Annotated in this window: 9 protein-coding genes and 1 tRNA gene; 9 read left to right on the top strand and 1 reads right to left on the bottom strand. The window is 36.1% G+C overall.

Annotated elements, in window-relative coordinates; genetic code table 11:
• The first annotated feature begins 77 nt into the window (after positions 1–77).
• Positions 78–3,824, top strand: coding sequence for a reverse gyrase (rgy, locus tag QXK50_08000; protein ID MEM2009089.1), 3,747 nt, complete (start codon positions 78–80; stop codon positions 3,822–3,824).
• Here the strand turns inward: rgy and QXK50_07995 are convergent.
• Positions 3,796–4,074 (bottom strand): DNA-binding protein, encoded by a 279-nt coding sequence (locus QXK50_07995; GenBank protein ID MEM2009088.1) that lies wholly within the window; start codon positions 4,072–4,074, stop codon positions 3,796–3,798. The genes rgy and QXK50_07995 overlap by 29 nt on opposite strands.
• 148 nt (positions 4,075–4,222) lie before the next feature.
• Between QXK50_07995 and QXK50_07990 the strand changes: the two genes are divergently transcribed.
• From QXK50_07990 to QXK50_07955, 8 genes are all read left to right on the top strand, one after another.
• Positions 4,223–4,300 (top strand) — tRNA-Glu (locus tag QXK50_07990).
• 514 nt (positions 4,301–4,814) lie between these two features.
• The gene (locus QXK50_07985; protein MEM2009087.1) at positions 4,815–8,912 is read left to right on the top strand and encodes a beta-galactosidase; all 4,098 of its coding nucleotides are present in this window, start codon (positions 4,815–4,817) and stop codon (positions 8,910–8,912) included.
• 780 nt (positions 8,913–9,692) lie between these two features.
• Entirely contained in the window at positions 9,693–10,067 is a 375-nt protein-coding gene (gene queD / locus QXK50_07980; protein MEM2009086.1) for a 6-carboxytetrahydropterin synthase QueD, read from the top strand.
• An 11-nt stretch (positions 10,068–10,078) separates the two neighbouring features.
• The gene (locus tag QXK50_07975; GenBank protein ID MEM2009085.1) at positions 10,079–10,687 is read left to right on the top strand and encodes a 7-carboxy-7-deazaguanine synthase QueE; all 609 of its coding nucleotides are present in this window, start codon (positions 10,079–10,081) and stop codon (positions 10,685–10,687) included.
• Positions 10,688–10,788: 101 nt separating this feature from the next.
• Positions 10,789–11,544, top strand: coding sequence for a 7-cyano-7-deazaguanine synthase (locus QXK50_07970; GenBank protein MEM2009084.1), 756 nt, complete (start codon positions 10,789–10,791; stop codon positions 11,542–11,544).
• Positions 11,545–11,738: 194 nt separating this feature from the next.
• On the top strand, positions 11,739–12,461 hold the full coding sequence (locus QXK50_07965; protein ID MEM2009083.1) for a DUF432 domain-containing protein: 723 nt from the start codon (positions 11,739–11,741) through the stop codon (positions 12,459–12,461).
• Entirely contained in the window at positions 12,461–13,282 is an 822-nt protein-coding gene (locus QXK50_07960; GenBank protein ID MEM2009082.1) for a mechanosensitive ion channel family protein, read from the top strand. Before QXK50_07965 ends, QXK50_07960 begins: the two co-directional genes overlap by 1 nt.
• Before the next feature lie 571 nt (positions 13,283–13,853).
• Positions 13,854–15,071 carry a VWA domain-containing protein gene (locus QXK50_07955; protein MEM2009081.1) on the top strand — a complete coding sequence of 406 codons (1,218 nt, stop codon included), beginning with the start codon at positions 13,854–13,856 and terminating at the stop codon, positions 15,069–15,071.
• The last annotated feature ends 485 nt before the right edge of the window (positions 15,072–15,556 follow it).

Here is a 15,556-nt window from a genome sequence, read left to right as displayed (position 1 = left end):
ATTTATGCCGCGTTAGTATAACAACGGCACTGGAATAAAAAGTTTGTTGAAATTTCAGTAATTTGTGTGACAGTTTTTTGAGTAATTCCTTAGTAATGAGCATAATGCTTGGGCTAAGAACAGTGAGCATCACTATCTACCGACACAGCTGTCCCCAATGTGGAGGAGACATAACTAATCTAGATGCCGAAAAAGGATGCTGTAAAAAGTGTAGTAGTATATTAAGTAAAAGAATTTCAGCAGTAGATGTTATACTAAAAGAAGCTGAAAATCTTGTACAATTCTTTATAGAGGTTACAGGGTTTAAGCCATGGTCTCTTCAAAACTATTGGATAAAGCGTCTAGTTTCAGGAGAATCCTTTGCTATGGTTGCTCCCACAGGTGTAGGTAAATCTACATTATTAGCTGTTTATTCACTATATAGGGCATACTTCTATAGGTCTAAAGTATATATAATTACTCCAACACGTGAGATAGCTAAACAGATATACCGAAAGATTACCGAATTTCTAGAAAAGATGCAAAAGGTAAGAGCTTATGAGGAAAACATAAAAATAGTTTTATACGACTCATCTAATAGAAACAACAACTTAGTTAAAGAGTATATAAAAAATGGGGATTTCCACATACTTATAACCTCTGTAGCATTTCTAACGCGCTATAGAGATTTAGTCATAGATAAAAAGATAGACATAGTGATAGCCGATGATCTTGACTCGATAATGAAGAACTCCAAAAGTGTTGATAGGGTTTTGTCGCTTTTGGGATTTAGTAACGAAGATATCGATCTAGCTCAAAAGATCATTAAGTTGAGACAGAATATTTTCGCCATAAAGATTGCCAAAGGTCAAGAGGCTGCAGAAAATCTTAGGAAAGAACTGCTAGAGCTTGAAGCAATTCTACGTAACAATGTAGCAAAGAAGAATGTACAACTTGTTGTTGCATCAGCTACTGGAAGAATTAAAGGATTAAAGTCATTGGTATTAAAACTTCTCTTGGGATTTGACGCAGGTGCTGTTTTTGAATACTGGCGAAATATAGCAGATCTATACCATACTATTGACGAGAATTTTATGTTAGTTTTAGCCAATATTGTGAAGAAATTAGGTAGTGGCATAATCTTTGTGTCTCCACTGTATAAAGATCTAGTCCATATCATATCAGAGGAACTTAGAAAACACAATATAAGAGTTGAAATAGCTAAAAGTGGGAACAAGGCTGTTGATAGATTCAGGAAGAGCGAAGTTGATATTCTTATAGGTTCAACTTCTTATTATGGGATTTTAGTAAGAGGATTGGACGAGCCATTTAGGGTTAGGTACACAATATTCGTCGGTATTCCAAGTATTGTGAGAGACATTCTAGATAGTCTTAACAATGTTAGATTCATGTATGTAGTACTTCGTGAGCTAAAAACCCTAGGCCACAATGTCAATCATCTCATAAATTCTGTAGCTAATATAGTTAGGGAGTCTACACCATCCATGCTTTATCTCTACTCAAAACTAATGAAAACAGGTTCAATTGATAATGTATCAGAAGATGTTGCTCACAAAATTAGGGAGCTTCAAGAAATTAAGGAAGCTATATATAATCTCTTGAAAGATCATTTAAAGAAGGTAAAAGTATTTGAACTAAAAGGCTTCGGTATAATTACTAGAAGAGGATCTAGATACATATTTGTTAAACCCGATCCATATACCTATATCCAGGCTAGTGGAAGATGTTCTAGACTCTACAACGGAAATAAGACATTTGGTGTTTCCATAGTTTTCGAAGAGTATATAGAGCTTATACATATAATGGATAGAGTTCTCAGAAAATTTATAGATTCCTTCAGCTTTGACACGCTAGTCATAGATAAGCTTGATGAATATGCAAAAGAGATAGAAAAATCTAGACACTCAGACACCAAGAAAGATTATAGTGTCAAAATATCTACCGCATTAATACTCGTCGAATCACCAACGAAGGCTAAAACTATTGCAAACATGTTTGGAAGGCCTGCTAAGAGAACCATAGGCGGTTTCACAGTTTATGAAACTTTGATACCCTTACATGATCTGAAGACATATGTAGCAATGATTATGCCCACCATGGGTCATGTGACGGATCTTGTTATCGATGAAGGTATTTATGGTGTAAAGATTAATGATAGTATTTATATCCCAATATACGATTTCATAACTAAGTGTAGAAATTGTAATTCACAGCATGTCGGTGTCTATGATTCTTGTCCTTACTGTGGTTCCCTAGATGTTATGTCTAGCTCTTCCGTATATAATGCAGCAAAAATGATTGCTACAGAAGTTGATGAAGTATTTCTGGCTACGGACCCTGATACTGAAGGAGAGAAAATAGCTTATGATCTCTACAATTTACTGCTGCCATACAATATCAATATATATAGAATAGAATTTAAAGAACTTACTAGAACGGCTTTACTTAATGCACTAAGCAATCCAAGAAAGATAAGCTTGGAAAGAGTTAAAGCTCAGATAGCACGAAGAATAGCAGATAGATGGATAGGATTCGAGTTAAGTTTATGGCTTCAGATGAAACTTAATAAACCATGGTTAGGAGCAGGTAGAGTTCAAAGCCCGGTGCTTTTATGGGTAGTATCTAGGTATAAAGAGTATAGAGAGGGGCTCGGTTATGCACTTCTACTAGATCTAGGAGGATATACTATGAAGGTGTATCTAGGCAAAGGATCCGAAGCCAAAGAAAGGGCTTTGAATTTGCTAGACAGCATCGTTAAAGGAGAAGTAAAGGTAGAGCATATGAAGTTTATTGAAAGAGATATATCGCCACCACCACCATTTACTACAGATACTTTAATACATGAAGCAAATGTACTCTACGGCTTTAGTGCCTCAAAAACTATGGCATTAGCTCAATCACTTTTTGAATTAGGTCTCATAACCTACCATAGAACAGATTCACCAAGAGTTTCCTCAATAGGTATTAGTATAGCTCACGAAGCGCTTAAGAAACTCTATATGGAGAAACTACATCTTCCTAGGAACTGGAATTCTAATTTAGGTAAAGAAGATGCTCACGAAGCGATTAGACCCACAAACCCCATCAGCGCCGAAGAACTTATAGAACTTGTTATAAGAGGTGATGTTGGCTTTATAACAAGGATTAGTGAAGATCATATCAAGCTATATGATCTCATATTCAGACGATTTATAGCTAGTCAAATGATTAATTCAAAATTAAGGTATTTACAGCTAGAGTTGATAATAAGTAGAGATAAAATTAGTGTTGAAGTTCCTATTGAGATAATAATTGATGGATTCACAAAAATCTATCCCATTAAGTTATACACCGGTATTCTGCGTAACCTAGATGAAAAGAGCTCACGAATAACAGCTACTAGTGCAAAGATTGTTAGAGGTTCTACTGTAACACTATATAGAGTTGCAGACATAGTTAAGTTGATGAGAGATAAAGGCATAGGGAGACCTAGTACGTATGCTAAAGCCATAGAAAATAATCTGAGGCATGGATATATTATTACAAGTAAAATAAGGAAGTACCTTATACCAACAAAGCTTGGATTAGAAGTAGCAGAAATAATTAATCAGAGATTTCTCAGCCTTGTAGGTGAAGATGTTACTAAAGAACTTGAGGAACTAATAGATAGGATAGAAGAAGATGAATTAGACGTAGACCAGGTTATTGAGACTATTAGGAAGAACATTGATATCGTTATGGAGAATGTAGCACCATCGACAGATGCTTTGCCAAATTATTCATCAGTCCTATCTAATACCTATACACAATCAATATTTAACTTATCCTCTGGACAACTATCTTGATATACGACACTCTACGGTTCTTTACCAATATACTACCAATCTCTACATTCTTAATGACAATCCTCTCACCAACTCTTGAAACAAGGGCATTATACAAATTAACAGCTCTATGAATATTTCTACCGCGACCAACAATCTCAACGACATCAGCATCTCTATTTAGACTTACAACTGCTTCAATAAGATAATCTCTTAAAGGCTTTCTACCCAGAACTATAGTTTTAACATTACCTCTTCCATACAAACTCAACCGAATTCACACCCCGTATCATTATATACCTAGCTCAAATATACAGCTAACACCCATACTATATAAATTCATCTAATACATGATAATGAGCAATAGCGCCTGAGTAAAGCTTAATTACCACAACAACAACAAATACTATTAAATCAGCGCCGCGGTAGTATAGCTCGGTCAAGTATGCGGGCCTTTCGAGCCCGTGACCCGGGTTCAAATCCCGGCCGCGGCACCAAGTAATTGAACATACTCAACTCATTTAAGTGTCTTTTTAAGGTATATTGTATGATAATAATCAGACTTGCAAAAGTGAAAGATCTATCAAAGTTGATAATTCTCATACATTATTTGAATAGAAACGAACTGTAACAACATTGATATAAGTATGACTTAATCAAGTAGTGGAAATCTATAGAAATCATGAAAGTAGGTCATCTAAATAGTAAAGCAAAAGTAATAACTATAATACTGAATACTGTGTTCTAGAACTCTTTCCCTAAAAAGAGATATATGATATCAATTCTGGCAGAATTTGATGAAAAGATTATTTCTCTAAAAAGATAACTTGATTCTGATCATAGTGGATTATTTAATGTTTTGTACTGTGAACTATTATCCTTAATTGATACATTAAGAGTTTAAGAGATGTATTAAAACTATTTTGTAGTCATCAAATTCTTTAAGTATTTTGATAAATGTTTAAAAATCTTATACAATACGTGTGTCACGTATAGATAGGGGAGATCTTTATGAAGATAGGAAGATCAATACGTGTATTATCGATGACCATTTTATGTGTTTTGACTGTTTCGTCAATACTACCATACATAAGTCAACCTGTATCAGCAAATAGTCAGCAGACTCTATTTCAGTTCTACTTTCCATGGAATGACGGTGAAGCTACCTCAATAGATCTGTCTGTTTATCTACATAAACCAGCTGGTAAATATGGTCACGTCTATGTGGGAAGTGATGGACGTCTGTATGTAGGAAGCCAAAGGATAAGATTTTTAGGCATAAATCTTGTATCTCCAGCAATATTTGCTCCACAAAGTGTAGCAGAAGCTTTAGCTAAAAGATTCGCTAAATATGGCATAAATCTTGTTAGATTACATGCACTAGATGCTCACTGGACTTCAGATAACATATTTAGAGCTCCTGGTACAAGGGAACTTGATCCAACAAGACTTGATAGGCTTGACTACCTGGTTGCTAAACTTAAAGAGAACGGTATCTATGTGAACATCAATCTGCTTTGTTACAGAAGCTTTTCGTCATCAGATGGTCTACCGAGAGAAGTAGATTCAATGAATATCAAGGATAAGCACATTCTAGGTTTCTTCTACAAACCTGTTAGAGATCTTCAAAAGGAGTTCGCAAGAAAACTACTAACCCATGTAAATCCATACACAGGGCTATCCTATGCTGAAGATCCTGCCATAGCGTTTATAGAGATCTTAAATGAGTACGGTATGGTATTTGGATGGTTTGATGGAGCAGTAGACAGACTTCCAGACGTGTTTAAATCTGAGCTTCAGAAAAAATGGAATGAGTATTTGAGACAGAAATATGGTTCAACAACAAACTTAAGGAATGCGTGGGGAAGTTTATACAGTGATGAGAATCTTGAAGCAGGAACTGTAAGGATTTTTGCACTAAGTGAATACAGTAACAGACCTACAGCAGCACAAAGAGATTGGGCGCAATTTCTGTGGTATCTAGACTACGACTACTTTAGAGATATGTACAACTATCTAAAGAATGAACTAAAAGTAAAAGCACTTGTAATAGGTACGCAGATGACATGGGGAGGAACCCCCAACATAATGCAACATATGGATTTAGCAGATTCACATGGCTACTGGAACTATCCTGCTGGCGATTTCTGGTCCGGTGATTATTATGTACTGAATACCGCTATGGTGAATAATCCCACATCAAGTACAATTGTTGGAATGGCTAATCAAAAAATAGCTGGTAAACCTCATACTATAAGCGAATACAATCATCCATTTCCAAACATGTATAGAGCAGAAGGATGGGTATTCCTGTCAGCTTATGGAGCATTCCATGACTGGGATGGAATACTACCGTACTGTTATGGAGACCCAGATTATGGATGGAATTTCGATACGAGACGTATTATGGCTACACTAGATTTCGGTCAAGATCCCCAAAGATGGGCTATGATGATTACAGCACATATGTTGTTTGTCAGAGGCGACGTCCAGGTAGCTAGGCAATGGGTTGCTGTTGAACTTTCTAGAGATCAAGAAATAGAGTTTATCAGGTCTAGAACAGCTGGCGTATGGAATCTTCCAAATGGTAGAATGGCTGGCAATCCTGCGCATACAGCACTACTCCATGGTGTAGTAGTTGTACCGTCAAATCGCTCTAGACCTCCAAATACATTACTACCAAGAGATGTTCCTGCACCTAGTCAATCTGTGTATGTTAGCGATACTGGTGAATTAATATGGGATTGCAGAGAATCTGGTAGATGCGTGTTCATAGTTAATACATCTAGAAGCAAAGTTCTGACAGGATTTATTGGTGGTAAAAGATTCGACCTAGGGGAAATTGTCATAGAGGTTAAGAATGCGCTACTAAATGGTTGGGCAACAATAGCTATACATGTAATAGAGGGATCGAGCTTTAGAGACGCTAAAAGAGTACTGGTAGTAGCAGTAGGATTAACAACTAATACAGAGACGAAGATCTACAATTACGATAATAAACAACTACTATTTACAGCCACAACAGATCTAGCATCAGTACCAAACCTTCACGGACTAAAACTGACAACATATAGAGATATGGGTAGAGCGCCAACAATTACCGAAGGGATAGAGGCAACAATAACTATTAAAACAAGCAATAGGGCAACAGCATACGCACTAGATAATATAGGTAAGAGGAAATCATCACTATCTGTAACTACATCAGGAGGAAACCAAGTCATATCCATAGGTAGCTCATACCAAACATTATGGTACGAAGTAACAATGACAACTACTACACCTACTTCGACACCTACTCCAACAACGACAACACCAACAACTCCCATAACCACACCAACGCCTACTCCAACGCCCACAACGCCTAGAACTACTCCTACAACACCTACTCCAACACCTACTGGTACTACTGTTACTGTTGTTCCTGTTACTCTATCGACTGTTGTTAATGTTCCTGTAACAGTTGCTGTAACATTTACAGTTACATCACCTATAACAACTGTTGTGCCAGTTACACATACAACAACAGTACCAGTAACAATAATTAGAACAATAACGGTGACAAGAACAACTACTTCTCCTATTACAACAACTATTGTAACACCAACAACTACAACTCCTACAACACCGAGAACTACTCCAACACCAACAACGCCTGGAACCACACCAACGCCTACACCAACAACAACTAGAACTGTTGTCACTTTGATTGCAGATAGTAATAATGTGTTTCCATGGACTTGTTTGGATACTGATGGTAATGGTGTTTGTGAATTTATATTAGAGGGTAATTTATGGAATTGTCCTGGAATTACTCGAGGTAATGTTCAGCTTGTTGCTAAGGTTTATGGGCCTAAGGACTATCAGTTAGATGTAGTGGTAGACGCTAATTATTCAGGTACTGGTGGTTGGGTACATGGGTATCCAGAGATTTGGGTTGGTGGAAAGCCTTGGAATGATTATGGACCTGCTCCTGAAGGGTTCATCACTAGCGAACGTGTTGATTTGCCTATAGGAGTACGTGATTTAGTTAATGATAATGTGAAGCTATGTGTTTATGTAGATAGTTACTCTATAACACATACTGATAAGAGGATTCTGTATAATTTTGCATTTGAGACATGGCTAATGAGAGATACTAGCAGAGGTAGAGGTGTAAACGATAATGAAGTGGAGCTTATGGTGTGGTTCTCGTACCATGGACTTCAGGGTGCTGGTGATGTGGCTGATGTAGTGCCTATAACGATATATGTTGATCAGTTAAAGGTTAATCAGAGATTTGAGGTTTGGCATGGAAATATGGGTTGGGAGTATTTTGCATTTAGAACAACTGTGCCAAGGGCATCTGGAAGATACTTAGTATGGTGTTGGAATGATTTTGTGAGGATTGCGGGAAGATATACCTATCTAAGTGGTTGGGAGAACCTATACTTTACTGTATCAGAGCTTGGAACAGAGTTTGGCGGCATCAAGGTTCCATGGGCATATCTGAAATGGAGTATAAGGAACTACTGGTTATCAAAAGGATTATATCTACCAGTACAAATTACCGGAGAATATCAACCACAAGAAGTTGTACTGGGAAGCTGTGGTGGAGATGTTTGTCCTGTGAAGATCAATGCCGCTAGACCTGCTAATCTATCAGGATATATGGAATTCAAAGTTGGATATGGTGGCCAGATAACAACAAATAAAGGTACAGTAAATGTAGCAGAAGGAGATACTGTTAAGATAGAATTCAATAGTGTTGGAGGCAGAATAGTGATACCTAGAGATGGTTGGACTTCTATGTCTGAAGTAGGTATCTCAGCTATATATGTTAATAACCAAAAAGTAGTTGAAAATGCTGTGATAACTGGTAGTAGCTTCAGAATAGATCTCTCATCAATTAAATCTGAACTTAAGGCAACATTATGGGGCAGCGGATGGACAAATGTAACATATAACGGTGTAGCACATCTAGAGGAAGCTAATAGCAATCCAATAGTAATACCGAAACTAACAGCTTCACCAAATCAACAACTATACATAGGTATAACAATAAGTAGTGATACAAAAACAACAGATATAGAAGGGTTATCAGCACCACCAATAAGAGTACTTTGGTAACATTATGAATGCATTATCTATTTTTTATTTTTATATATTTATATTATGTTTGGTCTAGGCTTAAGCCTGTCTTCTCATGACCTATAGCAACGAATAATTTAAATTGTAATTTACAATTAATAGACCTTGATTACTAGATATAACTATAGACTCCAGTCTTGAGATCCATATGTCTATGTCTACTCTAACATAGCTCTAAATATCGAGTAAGATACAATCATTCTTTATTTTTCGCCAAACTTCTACTTGTTGAAATAATAATGTTACTGAAGTGTGTTACCTAGAAAAATGAATTAAATGTATCAACTCGGAAATTATCTTAGTAACCATCACTATGTAATGGGTTTAACGATTAAGAAAGGTAAATCAAAACGTTGTTTAAATGTTTATGCACAATTAATTAGCTATAACTATCAAGATAAATTTTAAGGTTAAAATATTGAAGAGATAAGCATAGATATAGATATAGTATTACTGCCTGTAACTCGATAAATAATGTTATATGAGGAATAACTAAGCTAACTCTAATCATAAACACCTTAGACTCTAGTTAATTATTTTTAATTATCTGGTCTACTGATACCAATGCACTAGGTTTACCAAGAGTGTAAGGTCTATGATTTATAAACTATTTGCTTATTGGTTTATTATCGAATTTTTATTTTGTTTCTAGGTTTAGGAATACCTATTATTGGTGCTAGAGATATTGAAGTCATGAGTATAATATCTGAGCCATAAGATCTGGTTAAAACTATGTAAACATTTACGAGGTAATGGTTTATGAGATATAGAGTTGGTATTAGAGAGTATTTATCAGCTGCTCATAGAATAGAGGATCATCAGGGACCTTGTAGGAATCTGCATGGACATACCTACATAGTTGATGTTGAAGTTGAATCGAATTCATTGAATGAAATGAATATGGTTGTAGACATTATTGTGCTTAGAAAAATTGTTAGAGATGTAATTGAAGTACTAGATCACACCTATCTCAATGAGGTATTTAAAGATAAGAATGTGACCTCTGAGCTTATAGCTGTATATATACTTGAACATATCTGTACATCATTAAAAGCTCTTGGGATCAAGTTCCTAGGTATAAAGGTTAGAATTTATGAGACTCCAACTAGCTGGGTTGAGGTGGAGTATCCATAAGGATAGCTGAGATGTTTAAGTCTATCCAAGGCGAGGGTATGCTGATAGGTGTTCCATGCTTTTTTATAAGGCTTTCTGGCTGTAATTTACGTTGCAGGTATTGCGATACCAAGTATGCATGGAATGAGGGAGAAGAGATAAGTATCGATAGTATCGTGAAAGAAGCTATAGAATCTGAAGCTAGATGGGTTACAATAACTGGTGGAGAGCCTCTACTACAATTATCGGAACTCGATAAGTTAGTAATTGAACTAAAGAGCCTTGGATTTAGAGTGGCGATAGAGACCAACGCCTCTATAGAGCTCTCCAATGTTATTAGGGAAATAGTTGACCTGGTTATAGCATCACCAAAACTACCATCGTTTAATCCAGACTATCCAGGTATGAAGTTGAAGAAAATATCTGTAGATAGACTATGGATTAAATTCGTGATCACAGATCCTGAGAGAGATTTTCATGAATTGATAAAATATGTACCAAGATACGTTCCATTAGATAGATTATCTGTACAACCAAATAGTTACACAATAAGCTATACAGAGCTTGTCGACTATGTACTTAAACATGGTCTTCCATATAGAGTGTTACCCCAGCTTCATAAAGTTATAGGAATAAGGTAAAAGGCTTATTTATTTAAACCACTAGATGTTTTATAGTTTCATATTTGCTGAAAACCTCTAGCATAGATAGTGCGGTGATATGGATAATGAGGTGGTGATATATGGTTAGAACAAGAGTTGTTGCTATAGTTAGTGGTGGAATAGATAGCACATGTTCGCTGGTTTACTGGCTTAGTAAAGGTTATGATGCATCTGTTGTGTTTTTTGATTATGGTCACAAGGCTTCTAGAAGAGAGCTAGATACTGTTAAAGAAATTGTTAATGAATTGAATAGTATTGCTGTTGATAGAAGGTGGGGAAGGGTTGTAGATTTATTGGTTCTGGATATATCGTTTATGAAAAAGATTTGGAAAGGTACTCAGCTAGTGGATGAAGCTATAGATGTAGAGAGTGAATATGAGAGAACCGTAGTTGTGCCGATCAGGAATATCGTTATGCTTACAATGGCTGCAGCTTATGCCTATACATTACTGGAGCAGGAGGTATGCGATAAAGCTGTGGTGGTTTTGGGTAGCCAGTATAGCGATGTAGAGCCACGAAAAGATACTGGCGAGCCAAAATATCCTGATTGCTCACCAGAATGCTTCCTCTCAATAGAATCAGCATTAAAGATATGCCACTTCAGAGATAGAAGGAGTATTGAGGTATGGACACCAAGTATAGCTCTGTTAAAGAAAAGTAAGCTCTTGAAATTATGCCACAATATTGTTGGTGACCTAGTTTATAGGACATGGAGCTGTTATAAAGGACTTGAAAAACATTGTGGCACATGCGAAAGCTGCATCAATAGAAGGAAAGCATTTAAAGAAGCTGGAATACCGGATAAAACGGAATACCTAGAAATCCTAAACTACTAGAAGACAATAGCTAGCGTAATCAAAGTATACTTAAGTTCTTGAACAATAACTAATGTTATGGAAAATATTTGGGATCTCTTTATCGAAACGCATGATGTTAATGAAATTGAGCTGTTATCGCAAACCTTAGATAAATGCATTGATGTCAACCATTTTTAATAGGTGTAGCTTTGAGTGCTTTTAGTGATCTATAGATGTTTGGAAGAGAGATAGCGCCCCCTATTATAGTGGGTATGTATAGGGTTAATGTTGATGTTCTAGGAGATAATGTGCTGTATAGAAGATATAGAAATGAGGTGATTGAGAAAGAGGTGATAACAAAAGGTGTATTAAAGCTATTACCTATGTATCCCATCTACTATCCAAGATTTATCACAAGGCATATCTTATGTGAATTCTTTAGACCTATCTATGTTCCACCAATGGATAACCTGTCTCTCTACTTCTATTTACCAATTGATGTGGCTGTCTATAGCTATAGTGGTAGCTCTTTTGTAATTATAGATATAGTTCCTCTACATAAACTCTATAAATATACTCTCTATGGTCCACCATCTAGGTACGGAGACATGAGCGGGCTTATTGCTAGGTACTGTAAAACGGATGTTTTTCTAGAGAAACCTAGAGAAACAGACTTGGGTTTTTGTTTATCATATCTAGAGGTAAGGAATAAATTAGATAGATTTGCTATCTTATCCAAACTTCTTCTAGATTCCTCACCTCTATCCATATTTTATGAATATGGTAGCTGGAGATGCTGTACCCAACGTGTTATAGTAACTATCAGTAGCTCTTCAACAGCTATTGTAGAGTATGAGAAAGAACCTATAGAATCTGGGTATAGAGCTATAGATGAGCCAGAAGAAGTTAAATCACCTTTAATTAGTTTTAGAAGCGATATGTTGTGGGGATATTGATGAGCTTGGAGGACGTTGCCAAGAATATATCGCTTTTGAATAGTGAAGTTGTATACAGAGTTATTGTATTTGTATCTATAGTAGTTGTTGGAGTAGTGATTAGTATCATAATCAGAAGAACATTCTTAAAGTTTCTTTCAGCTAGAACATCAAAAGCTATTGCCTCTAATGTAAGTAGGGCTATATACTATGTATTGTTGTTTACAGTTGTTGTAGTAGCTCTCGGAATTACCGGTATAGATGTTACGGGATTTGCATTGGCTGGAGGTTTTGCTGGTATAGTTATTGGTGTAGCTCTTCAACCACTTTTATCGAACCTTTTTGCAGGACTCTATCTAATGATTGAAAAGACGATAAATGTTGGTGAAATTGTTGAAGTAGCAAATAATGCAGGTGAGGTAACAGAAGTATCTCCTATCTTTACACGTATAAGAACTTTCGATGGCATCATCATCAGTGTAGCTAATACACAAATAATTAGCGGTGTTACAAAGAATTTTAGCAAAGCTGTAGCTAGAAGAATAGAGTTCAAGCTCTCGATATCGTACAAAGATGATGCTGAAAAAGCGTACAGAATAATAAAGAACGTATTAGATGAACATCCATATGTACTTGTAAACCCAGCTCCAGATATCTTTGTCTCAAATCTCGATCAAAGCGGTATAGAGATAACCGTAAGAGTTTGGACGCCACCACAAGTAGCTTACGATACTATGAAGGATCTTTTGTGGAGAATGAAAAAAGCGTTAAGTGATGCTGGTATAGAGATACCGTTTCCACAAATAGATGTATGGTTCAGAAACACACTAAACATAGAGTAGCTCTCTTCAGGAAAACAATATGGGTAGAAAAAACGAGGTGTAGATAAATAAACACGATATGTCTTATTATCAATACATAGTTTAGCACTATTTAATTAGAGAACTATAGAACTATGTTATGGAAAACGTATCTCTATTACCTTTGGTGTAATAATCTATATAAAGAGTTAGAAGAAAATAAAGAGATAGCAGAGTATGACAGAATTACTCCACTAGCTTCACATTGTAGCTACATTTCTCGAAGAACTTGTCAGTCCTAAGGCTCATCAACGGATTCTTAATCGTCCCGATGCTGATGTAGGTGATCAAATCCACCTTCTCTAACAACATCAGCCTCAGTAGTAGCTACAATCATTGAAAGGGGTTACATTAAAGAGTTTATCAAGCTACTACCCCGGTGTATATCTGTAATGTTTGTTGATGTAGCGCTCGATGACTTCATGATTAATATACTCCTGTTGAATGAAAGGATTCGAAAAGATTTCTGTATTCTATATATTGTATGAATTATTTTTACTGTTTGTGACACATTTATTAACCTTCTGGGTACCAGAGTATTACTGGTGTTTGTGTGCCTGTATCTGTTGAGTCTAGATTAGGTAGACACTATATAGTTGAGGATAAGAGTGAAGCTGTACCGTTTCTCATTAGGTTTAGATGTAGCGAAAAGTTTGCTTCAACATCTTCTCTCTATAGTGTTGCTATAGATGCTAGCTGGTCTATGGATGGAGCAAAGATATTCAGAGCCAAAGAGGCTGTCTTAAAGATGCTCAAGAATCTACCATCAACCGACTACATAAATATATACAGTTTCAATGATAGAACAAAACTTGTTTATAGTGGAAGAGTATCTGAATACAACAAGGCTTTGTCATCTGTATTAGATATAAGGCTCGGTGGCGGAACCAATATCTATGGTCTTCTCAAACATGTATACAGCAACTACTTGAACATGAGGAGTGAAGGTATAAATTCGCATAAGCTTATAGTTATAACAGATGGTATTCCGACGACTGGTACAAGAAGTAGCTCGAAGATAATAGATATAGCTAGAAGATTGGGGGAACATGTTTCTGCATCTGTTATCGTATGTGTTGGTGATGACTGCAACGATAAGCTGCTAATGGATATCGCAACATCTACTAAAGGTGTTCTAGAGGTTCTAGATGATGCCGATAAGCTTATTCCAGTTGTAGAGAAACTTGCACACAGATACAGAAATATATGTGCAAAAAACGTCAAAATGTATGTAAAGAGTACACCTACAAGCTCCATCTATATATACAACAGGTCATTGAAACCTACAGAAAACGGGTTAGAAATATCTGTTGGAGATATCTATACATATGATCGTATAGATATAGCTGGAGAAGTAGTCGTCCCTCCACAAAGGTCTGGCAACATTTATTTGGCAACCATATCCATAGAGTATACAGATATAGATTCAGAACATAGAGAATTACCGCCAATAACTCTATCCATTCCATGCCTATCGAACCAAACAACCTCTGAACCAGCTATAGATGCAACTATCTACCGCGAAGTCAACCTAGTTAAGATGGCATCCATGATAGTCAAGGATCTGTACAAAAATCTAACAATAACGGATGCACAGAAAATTATAACAGAATTCACAGAAAAGACAAAGACAGCTACGTCCAATACAGAAGATCTGTACGCTAAAACGATAGATCTGAGAGAGCATCTGGAAAGCGAAGGCCTCTCGCCAGAGGCCATCAAGAAACTCATGTCCCTACTATCGAGAATACTAACAGGTAGAATGTACTGAAATGATAGATATAATTAATTCAATACTTATAATTATCAAACCATTTATACATTCTTGGAATATTCATAGTAGCTGTGAGGTGACACCTTAAACTAAAGATCCTCTACTACTATACTTGAATAAAGATTGTGAATAGCACAACTATGTAGATTATATTGTACCTGTATAAAATGATATGAATGTGGATTAGTGGAAGATCTCGGCAATCTATATTCTATACTGTACTGTAATATTAATCGACAACGGTATATGAATTATCAAAAAGTATATATCATCATATAAATAACAACATAATGATTTGTTTCTAGTTGACTCCTTATTTATTTTGAATACATACACTTTTGTTGTTCGGTATTGTTACTATTTATGATTTGTTATGCATACATGTTACTATCGTCAGTAGCGTCAATTAAAATGTCTCTATACGAGGTATTTCTATCTCTATATAGGAAACTTGCTGTACTCTCGAATTTCTTAGATGTTTT

Origin of the sequence: Ignisphaera sp., assembly GCA_038831005.1 — an archaeon.
GTDB lineage: Archaea > Thermoproteota > Thermoprotei_A > Sulfolobales > Ignisphaeraceae > Ignisphaera.
The sequence above is the reverse complement of the archived record's forward strand: the minus strand, read 5'-3'. Positions and strand labels throughout refer to the sequence as shown.

What these genes read in the sequence shown, in the direction of transcription:
- QXK50_07965 (MEM2009083.1), top strand. Translation starts at nt 11,739, where the DNA reads ATGTTTGGAAGAGAGATAGCGCCCCCTATTATAGTGGGTATGTATAGG.
- queD (MEM2009086.1), top strand. Translation starts at nt 9,693, where the DNA reads ATGAGATATAGAGTTGGTATTAGAGAGTATTTATCAGCTGCTCATAGA.
- QXK50_07975 (MEM2009085.1), top strand. Translation starts at nt 10,079, where the DNA reads ATGTTTAAGTCTATCCAAGGCGAGGGTATGCTGATAGGTGTTCCATGC.
- QXK50_07985 (MEM2009087.1), top strand. Translation starts at nt 4,815, where the DNA reads ATGAAGATAGGAAGATCAATACGTGTATTATCGATGACCATTTTATGT.
- QXK50_07960 (MEM2009082.1), top strand. Translation starts at nt 12,461, where the DNA reads ATGAGCTTGGAGGACGTTGCCAAGAATATATCGCTTTTGAATAGTGAA.
- QXK50_07970 (MEM2009084.1), top strand. Translation starts at nt 10,789, where the DNA reads ATGGTTAGAACAAGAGTTGTTGCTATAGTTAGTGGTGGAATAGATAGC.